A 20,800-nucleotide genomic window follows, 5' to 3' on the forward strand; every position below is an offset into this window, starting at 1 on the left:
GTGTTCCAATAGGGATCAAAGATAACTATGACACCGTGGATCATCCCACCCGTTTTTACTCTTTTATCTACGATGACAACTGTCCATCCCGTGACCACTTCCGCATCGTTGTCGGCCTCGGCAAGAGCGGCATGTCCCTGGTTCGCTTCCTGGCGAGCCGGGGCGTGTCGTTTGCCGTTGCCGATACGCGGGAAAATCCACCGGAGCTGGCCACGCTGCGCCGTGACTATCCGCAGGTGGACGTGCGTTGTGGCGAGCTGGACGTCGACTTCCTGTGCCGTGCCGATGAGCTCTACGTGAGCCCCGGCCTGGCCCTGGCGACCCCGGCCCTGCAAGCCGCCGCCGCCCGTGGGGTGAAACTCTCCGGCGATATCGAGCTGTTCGCGCGTAACGCGAAGGCGCCGATCGTCGCCATCAGCGGTTCCAACGCCAAAAGCACCGTGACCACCCTTGTCGGTGAGATGGCGGCAGCGGCAGGCAAGCGGGTCGCCGTGGGCGGCAACCTGGGGACCCCGGCGCTGGACCTGCTCAGCGACGACGTCGAGCTGTACGTCATGGAACTGTCCAGCTTCCAGCTGGAGACCACTGATCAGTTGGGGGCCGAAGTGGCCACCGTGCTGAATATCAGCGAAGACCACATGGACCGCTACAGCGGCCTGCCGGCGTATCACCTGGCCAAGCACCGGATCTTCCGTGGCGCCCGGCAAGTGGTGTTCAACCGCCAGGACGCCCTGACCCGGCCATTGGTCGGTGAAGGCCTGCCGTGCTGGACCTTCGGCCTGAGCAAACCCGATTTCAAGGCATTCGGCCTGCGTGAAGAAGATGGCGAGAAATACCTGGCCTTCGAATTCCAGAACCTGATGTCAGTACGCGAGTTGAAGATCCGCGGCGCCCATAACCAGTCCAACGCCCTGGCAGCGCTGGCCCTGGGGCATGCGGTCGGCTTGCCGTTCGACGCCATGCTCTCGGCCCTGCGTACCTTCGCCGGCCTCGAGCACCGCTGCCAGTGGGTGCGCGACCTGGATGGCGTGGGTTACTACAACGACTCCAAGGCCACCAACGTCGGCGCCGCCCTGGCGGCCATCGAAGGCCTGGGCGCAGATATTGCCGGGAAGATCGTGCTGATCGCCGGTGGCGACGGCAAGGGCGCCGAGTTCAAGGACCTGCGCGATCCAGTGGCGGCCAACTGCCGCGCCGTGATCCTGATGGGCCGGGACTCCGACAAGATTGGCGAAGCCATCGGCGATGCCGTGCCGCTGATTCGCGTCGGCTCCCTGGTCGAAGCCGTGGAGCAGTGCCGGGCCGCCGCCCAGGCCGGCGACGTGGTGTTGCTGTCGCCCGCCTGCGCCAGTTTCGACATGTTCAAGAATTACGAAGACCGTGGTCACCAGTTCGTCCGCGCCGTGGAGGATCTGGCATGAACCTGAGAGGCATCATCAAGCCTTATCCGTCGCCGCTGATCACCGGGCGCGGCATCGATCTCGATTTCCCGATGCTCGCCGGTTGCCTGACGCTGCTCGGCCTCGGGCTGATCATGATCGCATCGGCCTCCACCGAAGTGGCCGCGGTGCAGTCGGGCAGCGCCCTGTACTACATGACTCGCCACCTGATCTACGTCGTGCTGGGCCTGGGTGCCGGCATCGTCACCATGATGATCCCGATCGCCACCTGGCAGCGCCTGGGCTGGATGATGCTGATCGGCGCGTTCGGTTTGCTGGTGATGGTGATCATTCCGGGGATCGGCCGTGAGGTGAACGGTTCGATGCGCTGGATCGGCTTCAGCTTCTTCAACGTCCAGCCGTCCGAGATCTCCAAGGTGTTCGTGGTGATCTACCTCGCCGGTTACCTGGTGCGTCGCCAGAAAGAAGTGCGTGAAAGCTGGATGGGCTTCTTCAAGCCGTTCATCGTGCTGCTGCCGATGGCCGGGCTGCTGCTGATGGAGCCGGACTTCGGGGCCACCGTCGTGATGATGGGGGCTGCCGCGGCGATGCTGTTCCTCGGCGGGGTCGGGCTGTTCCGTTTTTCCTTGATGGTGGTCCTGGCGGTGGCAGCGGTGGTCCTGCTGATTCAGATGCAGCCATACCGGATGGCGCGCCTGACCAACTTTGCCGACCCCTGGGCCGACCAGTTCGGTGCCGGTTATCAGCTGTCCCAGGCCTTGATCGCCTTCGGTCGCGGCGAATGGCTCGGCGTTGGTCTGGGCAACAGCGTGCAGAAACAGTTCTACCTGCCGGAAGCCCACACCGACTTCGTGTTCTCGGTGCTGGCCGAAGAGCTGGGCGCCGTCGGCTCCCTGTGCACGGTGGCGCTGTTCGTCTTCGTCTGTATCCGTGGCATGTACATCGGCCTGTGGGCCGAGAAAGCCAAGCAGTTTTTTGCCGCCTATGTCGCCTATGGCCTGTCGTTTCTGTGGATCGGCCAGTTCCTGATCAACATCGGGGTGAACGTCGGCCTGCTGCCGACCAAGGGCCTGACCCTGCCGTTCCTCAGTTATGGCGGCAGCTCGTTGGTGATCTGCTGTGCCTGTCTGGGGCTGCTGTTGCGCATCGAGTGGGAGAGTCGCACCCACCTGGGCAGCGAAGAGATGGAATTCAGTGAGAGCGACTTCGCCGAGGAGCCAAGCCATGGGCGCTAATGTGCTGATCATGGCCGGCGGGACCGGCGGTCATGTGTTCCCTGCGCTGGCCTGTGCCCGCGAGTTTCAGGCGCGGGGTTATACCGTGCACTGGCTCGGCACCCCGCGCGGTATCGAAAACGAGCTGGTACCGAACTCCGGCCTGCAGTTGCACCTGATCAACGTCAGCGGCCTGCGCGGCAAGAGCAAGCTGTCGCTGCTCAAGGCGCCCTTCGTGCTGGTCAAGGCGGTGTTGCAGGCGCGGCGGGTCATTCGTCAGCTCAAGCCGGTCTGCGTGCTGGGTTTTGGCGGTTATGTGACCGGCCCTGGCGGCGTCGCGGCAAAACTGTCCGGCGTGCCGGTGATCGTTCACGAACAGAACGCGGTCGCGGGTACCGCCAATCGGCTGCTGGTGCCGTTGTCGGCCCGAGTCTGCGAAGCTTTCCCGGACACCTTCGGTGCCTCCAGCAGCCGGCGCACGACTGGCAATCCGGTACGCACCGAGCTGTTCCTCGATACACCGCGCGAGGCCCTGGCCGGACGCAAGGCGCGTTTGCTGATCCTGGGCGGAAGCCTGGGCGCAGAGCCGTTAAACAAGTTGTTGCCTGAAGCCCTGGCGCTGGTCTCCCCCGAGCTGCGTCCGGACGTGTTCCATCAGGCCGGCAAAAACCACGATGAAGTGACTGCAGAGCGCTATCGCGCCGCTGGCGTCGAGGCGCAAGTGCAGCCGTTCATCAAAGACATGGCCCAAGCCTATGGCTGGGCTGACCTGGTGGTCTGTCGCGCAGGCGCGTTGACCGTCAGTGAACTGGCTGCCGCCGGTCTGCCTTCGATGCTCGTGCCTTTGCCCCACGCCATCGACGATCACCAGACCCGCAATGCCGATTATTTGGCTCGGGAAGGCGCCGCCTTCCTGATGCCGCAAAGAACGACTGGCGCCGCGGACCTTGCCGCTCGCCTGACAGAGGTTTTGATGCAACCGGAACGACTCAACAGCATGGCCGACGCCGCACGTCGCCTGGCCAAACCCGATGCCACCCGTAGCGTGGTCGATATCTGTCTGGAGGTGGCCCATGGTTGAGAATCAGAAAGCCATGCCGCAACCGGAAATGCGCCGCATCCGCCGCATCCACTTTGTCGGTATCGGCGGCGTGGGTATGTGCGGGATCGCCGAAGTGCTGCTGAACCTGGGTTACCAGGTCTCGGGCTCCGACCTCAAGGCTTCGCCGGTTACCGAGCGCCTCGAGTCCTTCGGTGCGCAGATCTTCATCGGCCACCGTGCCGAGAACGCCGCCAACGCCGATGTACTGGTGGTGTCCAGTGCCGTGAACACCTCCAACCCGGAAGTGGCCACCGCCCTGGAACGCCGGATTCCGGTGGTGCCGCGCGCGCAGATGCTGGCCGAGCTGATGCGCTACCGTCACGGCGTCGCCGTGGCTGGTACCCACGGCAAGACCACCACCACCAGCTTGCTCGCGTCGGTGTTCGCCGCCGGTGGCCTGGACCCGACTTTCGTCATCGGTGGCCGGCTGAATGCAGCGGGCACCAACGCACAGTTGGGCACCAGCCGCTATCTGATCGCCGAAGCCGATGAAAGCGACGCCAGCTTCCTGCACCTGCAGCCGCTGGTGGCCGTGGTGACCAATATCGACGCCGACCACATGGCGACCTATGACGGCGACTTCAACAAGTTGAAGAAAACCTTCGTCGAGTTCCTGCACAACCTGCCGTTCTACGGCCTGGCCGTGCTGTGCCTGGATGATCCGGTGGTGCGCGAGATCCTGCCGCAGGTCAAGCGTCCGACCGTCACCTACGGTTTCAACGAAGGCGCCGACGTCCGTGCGATCAATGTCCGTCAGCAGGGCATGCAGACCTTCTTCACCGTGCTGCGTCCCGATCGCGAACCGCTGGACGTCTCGGTGAACATGCCGGGCAACCACAACGTGCTGAACGCCCTGGCGACCATCTGTATCGCCACCGACGAAGGCATCAGCGATGAAGCCATCGTCCAGGGCCTGTCGGGTTTCCAGGGTGTGGGCCGACGCTTCCAGGTCTACGGCGAACTGCCGGTGGACGGCGGCAACGTGATGCTGGTGGACGATTATGGTCACCACCCGACCGAAGTGGCGGCGGTGATCAAGGCCGTGCGCGGTGGCTGGCCAGAGCGTCGCCTGGTGATGGTCTACCAGCCGCACCGCTTCAGCCGGACCCGTGACCTGTACGACGACTTCGTCCAGGTGCTGGCCGATGCCAACGTGCTGCTGCTGATGGAAGTCTACCCGGCGGGTGAAGAGCCGATCCCTGGGGCTGACAGCCGCCAGCTGTGCCACAGCATCCGCCAGCGCGGTCAACTGGACCCGATCTACATCGAGCGTGGGGTCGACCTCGCGCCGCTGGTCAAGCCGCTGCTGCGCGCCGGCGACATCCTGCTGTGCCAGGGTGCCGGTGATATCGGCGGTCTTGCGCCGAAGCTGTTGAACAGCCCGTTGTTTGCGGGCGCCGTGCCTGCCGGTCAGGGGAAGTCGAAATGACCGCTGCCTACACCTCTCTGTTTTCGACCATCGCGCCGAAGGATTTCGGCCGTGTCGCCGTGCTGTTCGGCGGCAAGAGCGCCGAGCGCCCGGTCTCGCTGAAGTCCGGCAACGCCGTGCTTGAGGCCTTGCTGAGTGCTGGTGTGGACGCCTTCGGCATCGACGTCGGCGACGACTTGCTGCAGCGCCTGCTGAACGAAAAGATCGACCGCGCCTTCATCATCCTCCACGGCCGTGGCGGTGAAGACGGCAGCATGCAGGGCCTGCTGGAATGCCTGGGGATTCCCTACACCGGCAGCGGCATCCTCGCTTCCGCGTTGGCGATGGACAAACTGCGCACCAAGCAGGTCTGGCACAGCCTCGGTATTCCGACGCCACGCCACGCCGTACTGGGCTCCGAGGCCGACTGTATTTGCGCGGCGGTGGAACTGGGCATGCCTTTGATCGTCAAACCGGCGCATGAAGGTTCCAGTATTGGTATGGCCAAAGTGAACTCCGCGGCCGAGCTGATCGACGCCTGGAAAGCGGCCAGTACCTACGACTCGCAAGTTCTGGTCGAACAATGGATTCAAGGTCCGGAGTTCACCATTGCCACGCTGCGCGGCCAGGTGTTGCCACCGATCGCCCTGGGTACGCCCCACACGTTTTACGACTACGACGCCAAGTACCTGGCTTCCGATACCCAGTACCGGATCCCGTGCGGTCTCGACAGCGACAAAGAGCAGGAGCTCATGGACCTGACGGCGAAAGCCTGCGGGGCGCTCGGTATCGCCGGTTGGGCGCGTGCCGACGTGATGCAGGACGCCGATGGCCAGTTCTGGTTCCTGGAAGTGAACACCGCTCCCGGCATGACCGATCACAGCCTGGTTCCGATGGCGGCCCGTGCCGCCGGCCTGGATTTCCAGCAGCTGGTCCTGGCCATCCTGGCAGAGAGTGTCGTCCGTAACGCAGAGCCGCGAGGTTAAGGCCATGCAAGGCGCCCATCTACGTCATCAGCAACCCGCTACCGGCCGCAAGCCGGTGCCGCGTGGTGCCAGCCGGATGGTGGCCAAGGAGCCGATGGCGGCGCGCCTGCCGAAAGCCAACTTTGGTGTGTTGAAAAGCCTGATGTGGCCGGTGTTGCTGGTTGCGCTGGGGTTCGGCACCTACGAAGGCGCGCAACGCCTGTTGCCTTATGCCGACCGGCCGATCACCAAGGTCGCGGTGCAGGGCGACCTGAGTTACATCAGCCAGCAGGCGGTGCAGCAGCGAATCGCGCCGTACGTCGCGTCGAGCTTCTTCACCATCGACCTGGAGAGCATGCGCACCGAGCTGGAACAGATGCCATGGATTGCTCATGCCGAGGTGCGGCGTGTGTGGCCGGACCAGGTGGTGATCCGCCTGGAGGAACAACTGCCGGTGGCCCGTTGGGGTGACGAGGCTCTGTTGAACAACCAGGGCCAGGCCTTCACCCCGCGTGAGCTGGCGAACTATGAGCACTTGCCGCAGCTGTTCGGTCCGCAGCGGGCCCAGCAGCAGGTGATGCAGCAGTACCAGGTGTTGAGCCAGATGCTTCGGCCGTTGGGTTTCTCCATCGCCCGTCTGGAGTTGCGCGAACGGGGCAGCTGGTTCCTGACCACGGGGGCCGGCAGTGCCGGTCCTGGCATCGAGTTGCTGCTGGGTCGCGATCACCTGGTGGAGAAGATGCGCCGCTTCATTGCCATTTATGAAAAGACGTTGAAAGAACAGATTACGAACATCGCGCGCATCGATCTGCGTTATGCCAACGGCCTGGCCGTCGGCTGGCGGGAACCTGTAGCGCCCACGACGGCCCAACCCGCCGTCGCGAAGAATTAAGAAGAGGCAGGACCATGGCAAACGTGCAAAGCGGCAAAATGATCGTCGGTCTGGATATCGGCACCTCCAAGGTGGTGGCGCTGGTAGGCGAGGTCGCGGCCGATGGCACGCTGGAAATCGTCGGTATCGGCACCCATCCATCGCGCGGCCTGAAGAAGGGCGTGGTGGTGAATATCGAATCCACCGTTCAGTCGATCCAGCGCGCGGTAGAAGAAGCGCAACTGATGGCCGGTTGCCGTATCCACTCGGCGTTCGTCGGCGTGGCGGGCAATCACATTCGCAGCCTGAACTCCCACGGCATCGTGGCGATCCGCGATCGCGAAGTGAGCTCGGCGGACCTGGAGCGGGTACTCGACGCGGCGCAGGCCGTGGCGATTCCGGCCGACCAGCGGGTGCTGCACACCTTGCCGCAGGATTACGTGATCGATAACCAGGAAGGCGTACGCGAACCCCTGGGCATGTCCGGCGTACGCCTGGAAGCCAAGGTGCACGTGGTGACCTGCGCGGTGAATGCCGCCCAGAACATCGAGAAGTGCGTGCGTCGCTGCGGTCTGGAAATCGACGACATCATTCTCGAACAGCTGGCCTCGGCGTACTCGGTGCTGACCGACGACGAGAAAGAGCTGGGCGTGTGCCTGGTGGACATCGGTGGCGGTACCACCGACATCGCGATCTTCACCGAAGGCGCGATCCGCCACACCGCGGTGATCCCGATCGCCGGCGATCAAGTGACCAACGACATCGCCATGGCGCTGCGCACGCCGACCCAGTACGCCGAAGAAATCAAGATCCGCTACGCCTGCGCCCTGGCCAAGCTGGCCGGTGCCGGTGAAACCATCAAGGTGCCGAGCGTCGGCGACCGTCCGCCGCGCGAGCTGTCGCGCCAGGCCCTGGCCGAAGTGGTCGAGCCGCGCTACGACGAGCTGTTCACCCTGATCCAGGCCGAGCTGCGCCGCAGCGGCTACGAAGACCTGATCCCGGCCGGCATCGTGCTGACCGGCGGCACGTCGAAGATGGAAGGCGCGGTCGAACTGGCCGAAGAGATTTTCCACATGCCGGTGCGCCTGGGCGTGCCGCACACCGTCAAGGGCCTGTCCGACGTGGTGCGCAACCCGATCTATTCCACCGGCGTGGGCCTGCTGTTGTACGGGCTGCAGAAGCAGTCCGACGGCATCTCGTTCTCCGGCATCGGCAGCCGGGACAGCTACAGCAGCGACGAACCGAAAGCAGCCTTGCTCGATCGCATCAAGAGCTGGGTGCAAGGCAACTTCTGAAGATTTACCGCAACACCGTTGTAAGCAGTAGGCGAAAAACTAGAGAAATGAAAGGAGAGGGAAAATGTTCGAACTCGTAGACAACGTCCCCGCAAGTCCGGTGATCAAGGTTATCGGTGTCGGCGGTGGCGGCGGCAACGCCGTCAATCACATGGTCAAGAGCAACATCGAAGGCGTCGAGTTCATCTGCGCCAACACCGATGCCCAGGCGCTGAAGAACATCGGCGCGCGGACCATCCTGCAACTGGGCACCGGCGTGACCAAGGGCCTGGGTGCTGGCGCCAATCCGGAAGTCGGCCGTCAAGCCGCTCTGGAAGACCGCGAGCGTATCGCTGAAGTGCTGGCGGGCACCAACATGGTGTTCATCACCACCGGCATGGGCGGTGGTACCGGTACCGGCGCCGCGCCGATCATCGCCGAAGTGGCCAAGGAAATGGGCATCCTCACCGTTGCGGTGGTGACCCGTCCGTTCCCGTTCGAAGGCCGCAAGCGCATGCAGATCGCCGATGAAGGCATCCGCGCGCTGAGCGACAGCGTCGATTCGTTGATCACCATTCCCAACGAAAAGCTGCTGACCATCCTCGGTAAAGACGCAAGCCTGCTGTCGGCTTTCGCCAAGGCCGACGACGTTCTGGCCGGTGCCGTTCGCGGTATCTCCGACATCATCAAGCGTCCGGGCATGATCAACGTCGACTTCGCCGACGTGCGTACCGTGATGAGCGAAATGGGCATGGCGATGATGGGCACTGGCTGCGCCAGCGGTCCTAACCGTGCACGTGAAGCGACCGAAGCGGCGATCCGCAACCCGCTGCTGGAAGACGTGAACCTGCAGGGCGCGCGCGGCATCCTGGTGAACATCACTGCCGGTCCCGACCTGTCCCTGGGCGAGTACTCCGACGTGGGTAGCATCATCGAAGCCTTCGCTTCGGAGCACGCGATGGTCAAGGTCGGTACCGTTATCGATCCGGACATGCGCGACGAGCTGCACGTGACCGTGGTTGCCACCGGTCTGGGCGCGAAAATCGAGAAGCCGGTGAAGGTCATCGACAATACCGTGCAAACCACCATGGCCGCTGCACAGGCGCCAGCACCTGCCCGTCAGGAACTGCCGTCGGTCAACTACCGTGATCTGGACCGTCCGACCGTGATGCGCAACCAAGCGCAATCGAACGCGGCGACCGCGGCAAAGCTGAATCCGCAAGATGATCTGGACTACCTGGACATCCCGGCTTTCCTGCGTCGTCAGGCCGATTGATGGAATGTATCAGGGGTATTAGGGTGATTGGTGTTCAGCAAAGGTCTGGTCTGCTATTATCGCCAGCCTTTGTTGATACCAGTTCGCAATTTGCGCTGAAGCGGCCCAAGCCATGATTAAACAACGCACCCTGAAGAATATTATCCGTGCCACAGGTGTAGGCCTGCATTCTGGGGAGAAGGTATACCTGACCCTCAAGCCTGCGCCTGTCGACACCGGCATTGTGTTTTGTCGTGCCGACCTGGACCCTGTGGTGCAGATTCCTGCTCGCGCGGAAAACGTTGGTGAAACCACTATGTCGACCACCCTGGTCAACGGTGACACCAAAGTGGACACGGTGGAGCACTTGCTCTCGGCCATGGCTGGCCTGGGCATCGATAACGCCTACGTCGAGCTCTCCGCGTCCGAAGTCCCGATCATGGATGGCAGCGCTGGACCCTTCGTATTCCTGATTCAATCTGCCGGCCTGGAAGAACAGGACGCAGCCAAGAAGTTCATCCGCATCCTTCGTGAGGTGACGGTGGAAGACGGCGACAAGCGCGCCACTTTCGTGCCTTTCGACGGTTTTAAAGTGAGCTTTGAGATCGACTTCGATCACCCGGTTTTCCGTGACCGCACCCAGAGTGCAAGCGTGGACTTTTCCAGCACTTCGTTCGTAAAAGAAGTCAGCCGCGCCCGTACCTTTGGTTTCATGAGTGATATCGAGTACCTGCGCAAGCACAACCTCGCACTCGGCGGCAGCGTGGAAAACGCCATCGTGGTCGACGCGGATGGTGTACTGAACGAGGACGGCCTTCGTTACGAAGACGAATTCGTGAAGCACAAGATCCTCGACGCAATTGGTGACCTCTACCTGCTGGGCAACAGCCTGATAGGTGAGTTCAAAGGCTTCAAGTCGGGCCATGCACTGAACAACCAGCTTCTGCGCAAGCTCATTGAGCAGAAAGACGCTTGGGAAGTCGTGACCTTCGAAGATGCCAGCACTGCACCGATCTCTTACATGCGTCCGGTTGCGGCCGTGTAAGTAACACTCTCTTTCCTTTAGTTTTTAAAGGCCGCCTTCGGGTGGCCTTTTTTTATGCCTGTGGTTTTCTGATGACGCTATCGCGGGCAAGCCTCGCTCCTACAGTCCGTGCGGCCTGCGATGAGGCTCAACCCACCACCCGATTTCGCCCTTCGGCCTTGGCCTGGTACAGCGCCTTGTCGGCCATCGAGCACAGCTCTTCCAGGCTGGACTTCGGCTTGCCCGACCAGGTGCTCAGACCGATGCTGATGGTGATCGGCGAGGCATCGTCCTGGATCGGCGGCAAGCGTTCCACCGCCAGGCGGATATGTTCGGCGATGCGCCGGGCGCCTTCGTTGTCGGTCTCCGGCAGGACCACGGCGAACTCTTCGCCGCCATAACGCGCGGCCAGGTCGCCGGGGCGGCGGATGTTGCCGCTGATCACCCCGGCGACGAGGCGCAGGGCTTCATCGCCGAGCGGGTGGCCATGGCGGTCGTTGAAGGCCTTGAAGTGATCGACGTCGAGCATCAGCAGCGACAGGGCGCTATGGGAGCGCTGCGCGCGGCCCCACTCGCGGGCCAGGGTCTGGTCCAGGCTGCGGCGGTTGTCCAGGCCGGTCAGGGCATCGGTGGCGGCCAGTTGCGCGAGTTCCTGTTCGGCGTTCTGACGCCGGCGCAATTCCCGGCACAGCAGCCAGGTCAGCCACAACAGCCCCAGGCACAGCGCGCCGGTGGCGCCACCGACCGCCAGCGCGGTGCGCTGCCAGGAGGCGAAGACCTCCTGGCTGGAGAGCGCGACGATCACGATCAGCGGCAGGTCGCCGACCTGGGAGAAGGTGTACAGGCGCGGCTGCTGGGTGCTGGACAGGCCTTTGAAACTGCCGTTGCCTTCGCGCAGGATGCGGATGAAGTTGGGTCGCTGGCTGAAGTCCTGGCCGATCAGGTTGTCCGCCCGCGGCGGTTCCTGGGCCAGCAGGATGCCGTCGCGGCTGATCAGGTTGACCGAGCTGTCGCGGCCGACATTCAGGCTCTTGAACAACTGGCTGAAGTAGTCCAGGCGCATGGCCGCCTCGGCCACACCGAGGAACTCCCCACGCTCGTCGGAGACCCGCCGGCTGAAACTGATGCGCCAATCCAGCTCGGGAGGACGGGCGCGGAAGGGACGACTGATGAGCATGCCCGGATCGGGATTGTGCACATGGGACTGGAAGTATTCCCGATCGGCAAAGTTGCCCTTGCGCGGCTCCACCGAGGCGGAGTCGGCCAACACATCGCCACGGGCATCGAGCAACAGGATGTTGCCCTTGTAGGGCGCGACGGTCGCCCGGTCGAACAGCGCCATATGGCGGATGGTCGGCGACACCAGTTTCAGGTCCTCGCGCTGCGAGGCGCTGATCAGGCCGCGCAGGGACACGTCGTACAGCTCGACGTTGCGCAGCACGTCGGCGTCGATCAATTGCACGATGTTGGACGCTGCCCGGGTGGCGGCCATTTCGACGCTGCCGCGTTCGCGAATCAGCAAGAAAGTCACGATGCTCAGGATGGAGACAACCATCAGTGAGCTCCCAAGAATCAGCATCCTTTCCGACCGGGTCAAAGTGGTCGTGTTGCGGGGTGTCGCACTACTCACACTCATGGTTCTGACTTCTGCGATGTAGACGTTGTAAGGGTGTTTCCGAGTGAAGCGGGCAGAGTTGCAGAGACCGAGCGCGCCTGCGGGCGCATGTATAAATCCCAGACAAAAAAAAGGCCAGCAAAAATACTGCTGGCCTTTTGCTTATGCGTGCTTAGAACACGTTGAGCGGGTAGTCGACTATCACCCGGTACTCGTCGGTGTCGTTGTCCAGCGCGCCATAACCGTTGCCGCCACGGTTGGTCGCCCACTGCAGGCGGACCGCCAGGTCCTTGGCCTTGCCGCCCTGGACCACGTACTTGAGGTCCAGGTCGCGTTCCCAGTGCTTGGCGTGCTCGCCGTCGGCACTGTACCAGTGGCTATAGCCCGGGCTGCGCGGGTCGACCTTGGTCAGGTCCAGCTCGCCTCGCGAGTAGGAGAGCGCCGAGCTCAGGCCCGGCAGGCCGAGGCCGGCGAAGTCATAGGCGTACTTGAGTTTCCACGAGCGCTCGTTGGGGCCGTTGAAGTCCGAATACTGCTGGGAGTTGTCCAGGTAGACGCTGTCGCCCTGGCTGATGTAGTCGAACGGCGTATTGCCGTTCACCCGCTGGTAGGCGGCGGTGAGGCTGTGATGGCCGACCCCGAGGGTGAAATGCAGGCTGTAGGTGTTGTTGTCGATGTTGCCCAGCAGCGCGTTGCCGGTGTCCTGGGTGTGATAGAAGTGCAGGCCCGGGTTCAGGGTCACCAGTTCGTTCAGCGCGTAGCTGTAGTCCAGGTCGTAGTAGTACTGGTTCCAGATGTCCTTGAGTTCGGAGGCGTACAGGCTGCTGGTCAGCCCGCTCACACCGCTCCAGGCCACGCCGGCCCAGTTCAGGTGCCGGCTGTCGACGCTGTTCGCCGGATTGCTGTACGCACTGCCGATACGCTGGCGGCCGCTCTGGTTATAGAGCTTGGTGAAGCTGGCCTGGCCGCCTTCGAGCAGCCAGCCGTCGAAGCTGTGGTTGGTCAGGCTGACACCGCGGAAGGTCTGCGGCAGCATGCGCGACTGGCCACCGGCGATGACCGGGTTGTTGAGAAACAGGTCGCCGGCCTTGAGCTCGGAGTCGAAGGCCCGGGCTTTCAGGGTGGCGCCGGCGGTGGAAAACTCATTCGGCGCTTTGCCGTTGCCGTCGCTGACCGGCAGGATGCTCGAGCCGTCGGTGCCGCCACCGCCATCGAGTTTCAAGCCGAGCATGGCGTTGGCATCGATGCCGAAGCCGACCGTGCCCTGGGTATAACCGGACTCGAAGATCCCCAGGAAACCCTGGCCCCATTCGATGTTGTCGTCAGCCTGCTGATGGCGATTGCGATTCATGTAGTAGTTGCGGGCATTGAGCTTGAGGCTGGCGCCTTCGACGAAGCCCTCGGGGCTGGCTTCATCGGCTGCCTGGGCGCAGGGGGCGATAGTTGCAGCCATTGCAATGAACAATGGGCTGAGTGTTGACGTGACCTTCACCGGTAAATAGCTCCTTGGATAAGTGGTGATCGTTGTTATTGTCGATTCGGGTGTTTCTTGTTCTGGATGAAACGAATGAAAAGTCCGGCGCTACATGCAAAAAAAAGCCGCTGTTAGCAGCGGCTTTAAGACAACTTACTCCAGGGTTAGAGCAGAGAAGTTGTCGAGGGAAACGAGTGGGTGGTGCAGATCAACTGTCTTTCTGAACTTCAGCCTGGCGTTGCTGCGCCGTGACTTCCTGTGGCTGTTCGCTGTGCTGTTGCTTGGCAGCCAGCGCTTCCCGGGCTTCCTGGAATGCAGCGGCGCGCGCGGCGTTATGCGCGGCGAAAGTCTGCGATTCTTCGGCCATGGCCATAGGGGCCAAGAACAGGGAGGACAAAACAAACGCGCTGGCAATACCCATACTGTTGGACATTTCTGAAGACCTTCTTGCAGAGCAAGTTCAAATTAGGTGCGACAAAAATATAATTTCAAGGCAGCCGGAAAAAGCGCCGAACAGGATAAGGACTGTTACCACAAAAGCAATAGTTTCATTTTATTCCGTAGAGCCAGGCTTGCCGGCGATGCGGGCAACGTGGTGTTCCTGACACACCGCCATCGCGAGCAAGCTTCGCTCCTACAGGCCCACGGCGATCCGGTTTCTGTAGGAGCCAGGCTTGCCGGCGATGCAGGCAACGCGGTGTGTCTGACGCACCGCCATCACGAGCAGGCTTCGATTTCAGATCGGCAGGTAGATACCGAACGTATTCATGCCGTCGTCGCTGCGCACGAACACGTCGCCGCCGTGCATCAGGGCGATGGCCTTGACGATCGCCAGGCCCAGGCCGTGGTTGGCGCCGCTGTTGCTGCGGGAGGCGTCGACCCGGTAGAAGCGCTCGAACAGCCGTGGCAAGTGTTCGCTGGCGATGCCCTGGCCAGGGTTGCTGACGGCGATGGCCACCTGGTGTTCCTGCACCTCGATCCGCACCCGGATCACCTGCCCGGGCTCGGTGTGCTGCACGGCGTTGCTCAGCAGGTTGATCAGCGCCCGGCGCAGGTGGGCGATCTCGATCTGCACCTGGGCATCGCCGCTTACCTCGACCTTGACCTGGGCGTCTTCGAGGATGAAGTCCAGGTAGTCCAGGGTGGTCGCCACTTCGCTGGCCAGGGAGGTGCTGGTCAGTTTGGTGGCCTTGCTGCCCTGGTCGGCGCTGGCCAGGAACAGCATGTCGTTGATGATCGAGCGCAGCCGTTCCAGCTCTTCGAGATTGGATTGCAGCACCTCGAAATAATGCTCGGCGGAACGGCCGCGGGTCAGGGCCACCTGGGTCTGGCCGATCAGGTTGGTCAGCGGCGAACGCAACTCGTGGGCGACGTCGGCATTGAAGGACTCCAGGCGCGAGTAGGCCTGTTCCACCCGTTCCAGGGTCGAGTTGAACGAGTTGGCGAACTGCGTCAGTTCCGGCGGCAGCGACGACAGCTGCAGGCGCTCGGAGAGCCTGGGCGGGGCCAGGCGCTGGGCTTCTTCGGACAGCCTGATCAAGGGCTTGAGGCCGATGCGCGCCACCCAGTACCCCAGGGCCGAAGCCAGCAGCACGCCGACTATGGCCAGGCTGATCAGGGCCGTCAGCAACTGGTGCTGGGTCTCGTAGAAGGCTTCGGTGTCGATGGCGATCAGAAAGCGCAGCGGCGGACGCAGCTCCTTGGCTGGCAGCTGGCTGACCAGCACTTTCAGCGGATGGCGATGCTCGGGCAGGGCCAGGTCGCGCATGCCCAGGGGGCCCTGGGCGAAGTGGCGGATCTGCGGGTCGGGGGCGCCGTACTCGTAGACGGGGTCGCCGCTGACCACCCAGAAACGGATGCGCTTGTCCTCTTCGCTGAGCAGCGTGAGCTTGTTGGTGATCTTGGCCCAGTGCTCCGGGTTGCCGAAGCGGGTCAGGGCCGATTCCAGCACGCTGTAGCGGGCGTCCAGCTCGGCCTCGGGCAACAGGCCCAGGCCCTTGTCCACCTGCTGGTAGAGCGCTCCACCGATCAGCAGGAACACCAGCAGGGCGACCAGGGTGAACAGCCCGCTCAGGCGCAGGGCGATCGAGTTACGAGGCACCGCGGTTCTCCAGCACATAGCCCATGCCGCGGATGGTGTGCAGCAGCTTTTGTTCGAACGGCCCGTCGAGCTTGGCCCGCAGACGCTTGATCGCCACCTCGACGACGTTGGCGTCGCTGTCGAAATTGATGTCCCAGACCATCTCGGCGATGGCAGTCTTGGACAGGATCTCGCCCTGGCGCCGGGCGAGCACGCTGAGCAGCGAGAACTCCTTGGCGGTCAGGTCCAGGCGCGTGCCGGCGCGGCTGGCCTTGCGGCTGATGAGGTCGATCCACAGGTCGGCGATGCTGATCTGCACCGGCTCGTGGCCGCCGCTGCGGCGGGTCAGGGCCTGCAGGCGCGCCACCAGTTCGAGGAAGGAAAAGGGTTTGCCCAGGTAGTCGTCGGCGCCGTCGCGCAGGCCCTTGATGCGGTCTTCGACCCGCTCGCGGGCGGTGAGCATGATCACCGGCGTCTGTTTGCGCGCGCGCAGAGCCCGCAGCACACCGAAGCCGTCGATGCCCGGTAGCATCACGTCGAGCACGATCACCGCGTAATCGCCCTCCAGCGCCAGGTGCAGGCCCTCGACGCCGTCGCGCGCCAGGTCCACGGTGTAGCCTTGTTCGGTCAGGCCGCGGTGCAGGTAGTCCGCGGTTTTCTCTTCATCTTCGACAATCAGAACGCGCATGACCCCGCCTCAGGATGTGCTTGCCAGCGCTGGCGCTGGTGTGGGCCGATGGAATAGCCGCTCGAGCCACAAGTATATGACCGGAGTGGTGAACAGCGTCAGCGCCTGGCTCACCAGCAGGCCGCCGACCACGGCGATCCCCAGCGGCTGGCGCAGCTCGGCGCCGGCGCCATAGCCGAGCATCAGCGGCAGGGCGCCGAGCAGCGCGGCGAGGGTGGTCATGATGATCGGCCGGAAACGGGTGAGGCAGGCCTGGTAGATCGCCTCCTGCGGCGACAGCCCGCCCTGGCGCTGGGCGTCGAGGGCGAAGTCGATCATCAGGATGCCGTTTTTCTTGACGATGCCGATCAGCAGCACCAGGCCGATCAGGGCCATGATCGAGAAGTCCTGGCCCAGCAGCCAGAGCATGATCAGGGCGCCGAGGCCGGCCGAGGGCAGGGTGGAGATGATGGTCAGCGGGTGGACGAAGCTCTCGTAGAGCACGCCGAGGATGATGTACACCGCCACCAGCGCCGCGAGGATCAGCCACGGCTGGCTGGCCAGGGAACTCTGGAAGGCCTGGGCCGCGCCCTGGAAATTGCCGGCGATGGAGGCGGGCATGCCGATCTGGTTTTTCGCCTGGTCGAGCATGATCACCGCATCGCCCAGGGCCACCCCGGGCGCCAGGTTGAACGACAGGTTGGCGGCCGGGAACATGCCGTCGTGGGCGATGGACAGTGGGCCGACGGTGGGCGGATCGACCTTGGCCAGGGCCGACAGCGGCACCATCTCGCCGCTCAGGGGCGAGCGCAGGTAGAAGTAATTGAGGCTCTCGGCCTTGCCGCGCTGCTTGGCGTCCAGTTCGAGGATCACGTTGTACTGGTTGGTCTCGGTCTGGAACTCGTTGACCTGGCGCTGGCCGAAGGCGTCGTAGAGCGCTTCGTCGACATCGGTGGCGGTCAGGCCGAAGCGCGCCGCGGCGCTGCGGTCGATGCTGATGTGGGTGATGCTGCCGCCCAGTTGCAGGTCGTTGGACAGGTCGCGAAAGGCCGGGTTGGCCCGCAGCTTTTCCGTCAGGCGCTGGGTCCAGGTATTGAGGGTCGGCCCGTCGTTGCTCTTGAGCACGTACTGGTATTGGCTGCGGCTCGGCCCGGAGCTGAGGTTGATGTCCTGGCCGGCCCGCAGGTAGAGGACGATGCCCGGGACCTTGGCCAGTTGCGGGCGGATGCGGTCGATGAACTGGCTGGCGGAAACGTCCCGCTGGCCGCGGTCCTTGAGGGCGATCCAGAAGCGGCCGTTGGCGATGGTCTGGTTGCTGCCGGTGACGCCCACCGAGTGGGAGAAGGTTTCCACCGCCGGGTCGGCGCCGAGGATCTTCGCCAGGGCCAGGTGCTTGGCCACCATGTCCGGGTAGGAAATATCGGCCGCTGCCTCGCTGGTGCCCAGCACGAAGCCGGTGTCTTGCACCGGGAAGAAGCCCTTGGGGATAAACACATAACCGGCGATGGCCAGGCCCAGGGTCAGGCCGAACAGGCCGAGCATCAGGCGCTGATGGGCCAGCGCCCGGCGCAGCCCGCGATCGTAGAGCGCCAGCAGGCGTTCGCCGAAGCCCGGGCGGTCATGGGGGCGATGCACCGGGGCGCGCATGAACAGCGCCGCCAGGGTGGGGGCCAGGGTCAGCGACACCGCCACGGAAATCAGGATGGTCGAGGTGGCGGTCAGGGCGAACTCCTTGAACAGCCGCCCGACCACGCCGCCCATGAACAGCAGGGGAATGAACGCGGCGACCAGCGAGAAGCTGATGGACACCACGGTGAAGCCGATCTCGCCGGAGCCCTTGATCGCCGCCTCGCGCATGCCGTCGCCAGCCTCCAGGTGGCGATGGATGTTCTCTACGACGACTATCGCGTCGTCGACCACGAAGCCCACCGAGATCACGATCGCCACCAGGGTCAGGTTATTCAGGCTGAAGCCCAGCACGTACATCAGGGCGAAGCTGGCCACCAGCGACACCCCGAGCACGCTGGAGACGATCAGCGTCGCCGACAGCTGGCGCAGGAACAGCGCCATCACCGCCACCACCAGCAGCACCGCGATCAGCAGGGTGAGCTCCACTTCGTGCAGGGAGGCGCGGATGGTCTTGGTGCGGTCCGAGAGCACGGTCACGTCCACCGAGGCCGGCAGCATGGCTTGCAGGCGCGGCAGTTCGCCCTGGATACGGTCCACGGTGTCGACGATGTTGGCCCCCGGCTGGCGGAAGATCACCAGGTTGAGCCCCGGCTGGTCGTTGGACCAAGCCTGCACGTAGGCGTTTTCCGGGCCGCTGACGACCCGGGCGACATCCTTGAGCTGCACCGGCGCGCCGTTCTTGTAGGACACGATCAACTGACCGTATTCCTCGGGGTGGAACAGCTGGTCGTTGGTCGACAGGGTGGAGATGCTCGACTCGCCGTACAGCGCGCCCTTGGCCAGGTTGAGGCTGGCCCGCTGCAGGGCGACGCGGATATCGGCCAGGGTCAGGCCGATGGCCGCCAGCCGGTCGGGCGAAGCCTGGACGCGGATCGCCGGGCGTTGCTGGCCGGTGATGTTGATCAGGCCGACGCCGTCGATCTGGCTGATTTGCCGGGCCAGCAGGGTTTCCACATGGTCGCTCAGTTCCGTGCCGGGCATTTGCGTGGAGCTGATGCTGAGGATCAGCACCGGGCTGTCCGCCGGGTTGACCTTGCGCCAGGTGGGCAGGCTCGGCATGTCGTTGGGCAGCTTGCCCGAGGCGGTGTTGATCGCCGCCTGCACTTCCTGGGCGGCGGTGTCGATGCTCTTGTCGAGGGTGAATTGCAGGGTCAGCAGGGTCGAGCCCAGGGCGCTGCTGGAGGTCATCTGGGTCATGCCGGGGATGGCGCTGAACTGCACCTCCAGCGGCGTGGCCACCGACGACGCCATGGTTTCCGGGCTGGCGCCGGGCAGTTGCGCGCTGATCTGGATGGTCGGGAATTCCGCCTCGGGCAGCGGCGCCACCGGCAGCCGGGGAAAGGCGATGGCGCCCAGCAGCACCAGGGCGAAGGTCAGCAGCAGGGTGGCGACCGGATGATCGATGCACCAGGCCGAGATCGAGCCGCGACCCTTCATGGCTGCGGCTCCGTGTTCGCCGCCTGGATCTGCTGCGGCGGTTCGCTGAGCACTTCGATGCGCGAGCCGGCCTTGAGCCGCGACTGGCCGTCACTGACCAGCAGGTCGCCGGGCTGCACGCCCCGGATGATGTTCTGGCCACTGTCCTGATAGACCATCTGCACCGGGACGATTTCCACCCGATCGTCCTTGACCCGGTACACGAAGTGCTTGTCCAGGCCGCGTTGCACCACGCCGGGGGGCACCACCAGGGCGGCCTTTTCCACGGCGGTCTGGATCTTGATGGTCACCAGTTGGCCGGGCCAGAGTTTTTGCCCGGGGTTGCTGAATTCGGCCTTGGCCCGGATGGTCCCGGTGTTGGCGTCGATCTGGTTGTCGATCAGGCTCAGGTGGCCTTCGCCCAGGCGGTCGCCGGTTACTGCATCGGTATCGGCGCCCAGGTAGGCCTCCACCGACGCCGGCTGTTCGGCGGCCAGCAAGCCCTGCAAGGTCGGCAGCATCTGCTGGGGCAAGGAAAACTCCACCGCGATGGGGTCGATCTGGGTCACCGAGAACAGGCCCTGGGTATCGCTGGTACGTAGGAAATTGCCTTCGTCCACGGTGCGGATGCCGACACGGCCGGACACCGGGGAGCGGATCTGGGTGTAGGACAGCTGCACCTGCGCCGCGTCGATGGCGGCCTGGTTGCCCTGGGCGCTGGCCTTGAGCTGGTTGACCAGCGCTTGCTGCTGATCGTAGGTCTGCTTGGACACACCATCGTCCACCGACAGCAGCTTGTAGCGCTGGAGGTTGACCTGGGCCACTTGCAACTGCGCCTGGTTCTGCGCCAGTTGCGCCCGGGCCTGGTCGAGGCTGGCGCGGATCGAACGGTCGTCGAGGGTCGCCAGCAGGTCGCCGGCCTTGACCAGTTGGCCTTCCTTGACCAGCAGCCGGGTGAGGATGCCGTCCACCTGGGGCCGGATCACCACGCTGTGCAGCGACAGCACCGAGCCGATGCCACTGACATGCCGTGGCACATCCTGTTGCGCCACGCTGATCACCCGCACCGGCACGGCGCTCGGCGCGGCCAGTCTGGCGCTGGGGGGATTGAGCAGGAACCACAGGCCTGCGGCGAGGAGAACGGCGAGCACGCCTGCGAGCACAACGACGGTTTTGCGATTACCCATGGATGCCAGCGCCGGGGGGCAAGAGGAACGGAAGAATGACCAGTATCAATGGTCCACTTATAGCCGGCCAACCGGGTCAGCAACGTGACGCCTGCCTGACAGCGCTGTCAGCAAAGGCCGAACCGGGGTGGCGGGTGGCAGGTTAAAGATCCGCGGGGC

Annotated in this window: 16 protein-coding genes; 9 read left to right on the forward strand and 7 right to left on the reverse strand. The window is 63.9% G+C overall.

Annotated features, from left to right (window positions below; translation table 11 throughout):
- The first annotated feature begins 131 nt into the window (after positions 1-131).
- The 9 genes from murD to lpxC all read left to right on the forward strand — a co-directional run bounded on the left by murD (position 132) and on the right by lpxC (position 10,534).
- On the forward strand, positions 132-1,421 hold the full coding sequence (gene murD, locus ACQKQA_RS17940; protein ID WP_427560356.1) for a UDP-N-acetylmuramoyl-L-alanine--D-glutamate ligase: 1,290 nt from the start codon (positions 132-134) through the stop codon (positions 1,419-1,421).
- Complete coding sequence (gene ftsW, locus ACQKQA_RS17945) at positions 1,418-2,635, forward strand: putative lipid II flippase FtsW (RefSeq protein WP_427560257.1); 1,218 nt, start codon at positions 1,418-1,420, stop codon at positions 2,633-2,635. The genes murD and ftsW overlap by 4 nt, the downstream gene beginning before the upstream one ends.
- Positions 2,625-3,695: an undecaprenyldiphospho-muramoylpentapeptide beta-N-acetylglucosaminyltransferase gene (gene murG / locus ACQKQA_RS17950; protein WP_427560260.1), complete on the forward strand. Its 1,071-nt coding sequence runs from the start codon at positions 2,625-2,627 to the stop codon at positions 3,693-3,695. Before ftsW ends, murG begins: the two co-directional genes overlap by 11 nt.
- Positions 3,688-5,145, forward strand: a complete 1,458-nt coding sequence (gene murC, locus ACQKQA_RS17955) for a UDP-N-acetylmuramate--L-alanine ligase (RefSeq protein WP_427560263.1) — start codon at positions 3,688-3,690, stop codon at positions 5,143-5,145. The genes murG and murC overlap by 8 nt, the downstream gene beginning before the upstream one ends.
- Positions 5,142-6,110: a D-alanine--D-alanine ligase gene (locus tag ACQKQA_RS17960; protein ID WP_427560266.1), complete on the forward strand. Its 969-nt coding sequence runs from the start codon at positions 5,142-5,144 to the stop codon at positions 6,108-6,110. Before murC ends, ACQKQA_RS17960 begins: the two co-directional genes overlap by 4 nt.
- A 4-nt stretch (positions 6,111-6,114) precedes the next feature.
- Positions 6,115-6,981 (forward strand): cell division protein FtsQ/DivIB, encoded by an 867-nt coding sequence (locus ACQKQA_RS17965; protein WP_427560268.1) that lies wholly within the window; start codon positions 6,115-6,117, stop codon positions 6,979-6,981.
- Positions 6,982-6,995: 14 nt separating this feature from the next.
- Positions 6,996-8,255: a cell division protein FtsA gene (gene ftsA / locus ACQKQA_RS17970; protein ID WP_007922131.1), complete on the forward strand. Its 1,260-nt coding sequence runs from the start codon at positions 6,996-6,998 to the stop codon at positions 8,253-8,255.
- A gap of 64 nt (positions 8,256-8,319) precedes the next feature.
- Positions 8,320-9,510: a cell division protein FtsZ gene (ftsZ, locus tag ACQKQA_RS17975; RefSeq protein WP_427560272.1), complete on the forward strand. Its 1,191-nt coding sequence runs from the start codon at positions 8,320-8,322 to the stop codon at positions 9,508-9,510.
- A gap of 112 nt (positions 9,511-9,622) precedes the next feature.
- Positions 9,623-10,534 (forward strand): UDP-3-O-acyl-N-acetylglucosamine deacetylase, encoded by a 912-nt coding sequence (gene lpxC / locus ACQKQA_RS17980; protein WP_009045509.1) that lies wholly within the window; start codon positions 9,623-9,625, stop codon positions 10,532-10,534.
- Between the two features lie 127 nt (positions 10,535-10,661).
- On the opposite strand, the gene ACQKQA_RS17985 is transcribed toward lpxC, so the two are convergent.
- The 7 genes from ACQKQA_RS17985 to ACQKQA_RS18015 all read right to left on the reverse strand — a co-directional run bounded on the left by ACQKQA_RS17985 (position 10,662) and on the right by ACQKQA_RS18015 (position 20,641).
- On the reverse strand, positions 10,662-12,149 hold the full coding sequence (locus tag ACQKQA_RS17985; RefSeq protein ID WP_427560276.1) for a diguanylate cyclase: 1,488 nt from the start codon (positions 12,147-12,149) through the stop codon (positions 10,662-10,664).
- 151 nt (positions 12,150-12,300) lie between these two features.
- Positions 12,301-13,581, reverse strand: a complete 1,281-nt coding sequence (locus ACQKQA_RS17990; protein WP_427560279.1) for an OprD family porin — start codon at positions 13,579-13,581, stop codon at positions 12,301-12,303.
- 229 nt (positions 13,582-13,810) lie between these two features.
- Positions 13,811-14,035, reverse strand: a complete 225-nt coding sequence (locus ACQKQA_RS17995; RefSeq protein ID WP_427560282.1) for a hypothetical protein — start codon at positions 14,033-14,035, stop codon at positions 13,811-13,813.
- 303 nt (positions 14,036-14,338) lie between these two features.
- Complete coding sequence (locus ACQKQA_RS18000; RefSeq protein ID WP_427560285.1) at positions 14,339-15,703, reverse strand: heavy metal sensor histidine kinase; 1,365 nt, start codon at positions 15,701-15,703, stop codon at positions 14,339-14,341.
- Positions 15,693-16,370 (reverse strand): heavy metal response regulator transcription factor, encoded by a 678-nt coding sequence (locus ACQKQA_RS18005; RefSeq protein ID WP_427560288.1) that lies wholly within the window; start codon positions 16,368-16,370, stop codon positions 15,693-15,695. Before ACQKQA_RS18005 ends, ACQKQA_RS18000 begins: the two co-directional genes overlap by 11 nt.
- Positions 16,371-16,379: 9 nt before the next feature.
- Positions 16,380-19,475, reverse strand: a complete 3,096-nt coding sequence (locus ACQKQA_RS18010; protein WP_427560291.1) for a multidrug efflux RND transporter permease subunit — start codon at positions 19,473-19,475, stop codon at positions 16,380-16,382.
- Positions 19,472-20,641, reverse strand: coding sequence for an efflux RND transporter periplasmic adaptor subunit (locus ACQKQA_RS18015; protein ID WP_427560294.1), 1,170 nt, complete (start codon positions 20,639-20,641; stop codon positions 19,472-19,474). The genes ACQKQA_RS18010 and ACQKQA_RS18015 overlap by 4 nt, the downstream gene beginning before the upstream one ends.
- Between the last annotated feature and the right edge of the window lie 159 nt (positions 20,642-20,800).

The organism is Pseudomonas sp. NPDC089530 (assembly GCF_050280705.1).
Taxonomy (GTDB): domain Bacteria; phylum Pseudomonadota; class Gammaproteobacteria; order Pseudomonadales; family Pseudomonadaceae; genus Aquipseudomonas.

What these genes read in the sequence shown, in the direction of transcription:
- ACQKQA_RS17960 (WP_427560266.1), top strand. Translation starts at nt 5,142, where the DNA reads ATGACCGCTGCCTACACCTCTCTGTTTTCGACCATCGCGCCGAAGGAT.
- ftsZ (WP_427560272.1), top strand. Translation starts at nt 8,320, where the DNA reads ATGTTCGAACTCGTAGACAACGTCCCCGCAAGTCCGGTGATCAAGGTT.
- ACQKQA_RS18015 (WP_427560294.1), bottom strand. Translation starts at nt 20,641, where the DNA reads ATGGGTAATCGCAAAACCGTCGTTGTGCTCGCAGGCGTGCTCGCCGTT.
- ACQKQA_RS18005 (WP_427560288.1), bottom strand. Translation starts at nt 16,370, where the DNA reads ATGCGCGTTCTGATTGTCGAAGATGAAGAGAAAACCGCGGACTACCTG.
- ACQKQA_RS17965 (WP_427560268.1), top strand. Translation starts at nt 6,115, where the DNA reads ATGCAAGGCGCCCATCTACGTCATCAGCAACCCGCTACCGGCCGCAAG.
- ACQKQA_RS17990 (WP_427560279.1), bottom strand. Translation starts at nt 13,581, where the DNA reads ATGGCTGCAACTATCGCCCCCTGCGCCCAGGCAGCCGATGAAGCCAGC.
- ACQKQA_RS17995 (WP_427560282.1), bottom strand. Translation starts at nt 14,035, where the DNA reads ATGTCCAACAGTATGGGTATTGCCAGCGCGTTTGTTTTGTCCTCCCTG.
- ftsW (WP_427560257.1), top strand. Translation starts at nt 1,418, where the DNA reads ATGAACCTGAGAGGCATCATCAAGCCTTATCCGTCGCCGCTGATCACC.
- murD (WP_427560356.1), top strand. Translation starts at nt 132, where the DNA reads ATGTCCCTGGTTCGCTTCCTGGCGAGCCGGGGCGTGTCGTTTGCCGTT.
- murG (WP_427560260.1), top strand. Translation starts at nt 2,625, where the DNA reads ATGGGCGCTAATGTGCTGATCATGGCCGGCGGGACCGGCGGTCATGTG.
- ACQKQA_RS17985 (WP_427560276.1), bottom strand. Translation starts at nt 12,149, where the DNA reads ATGAGTGTGAGTAGTGCGACACCCCGCAACACGACCACTTTGACCCGG.
- ftsA (WP_007922131.1), top strand. Translation starts at nt 6,996, where the DNA reads ATGGCAAACGTGCAAAGCGGCAAAATGATCGTCGGTCTGGATATCGGC.
- murC (WP_427560263.1), top strand. Translation starts at nt 3,688, where the DNA reads ATGGTTGAGAATCAGAAAGCCATGCCGCAACCGGAAATGCGCCGCATC.
- lpxC (WP_009045509.1), top strand. Translation starts at nt 9,623, where the DNA reads ATGATTAAACAACGCACCCTGAAGAATATTATCCGTGCCACAGGTGTA.
- ACQKQA_RS18010 (WP_427560291.1), bottom strand. Translation starts at nt 19,475, where the DNA reads ATGAAGGGTCGCGGCTCGATCTCGGCCTGGTGCATCGATCATCCGGTC.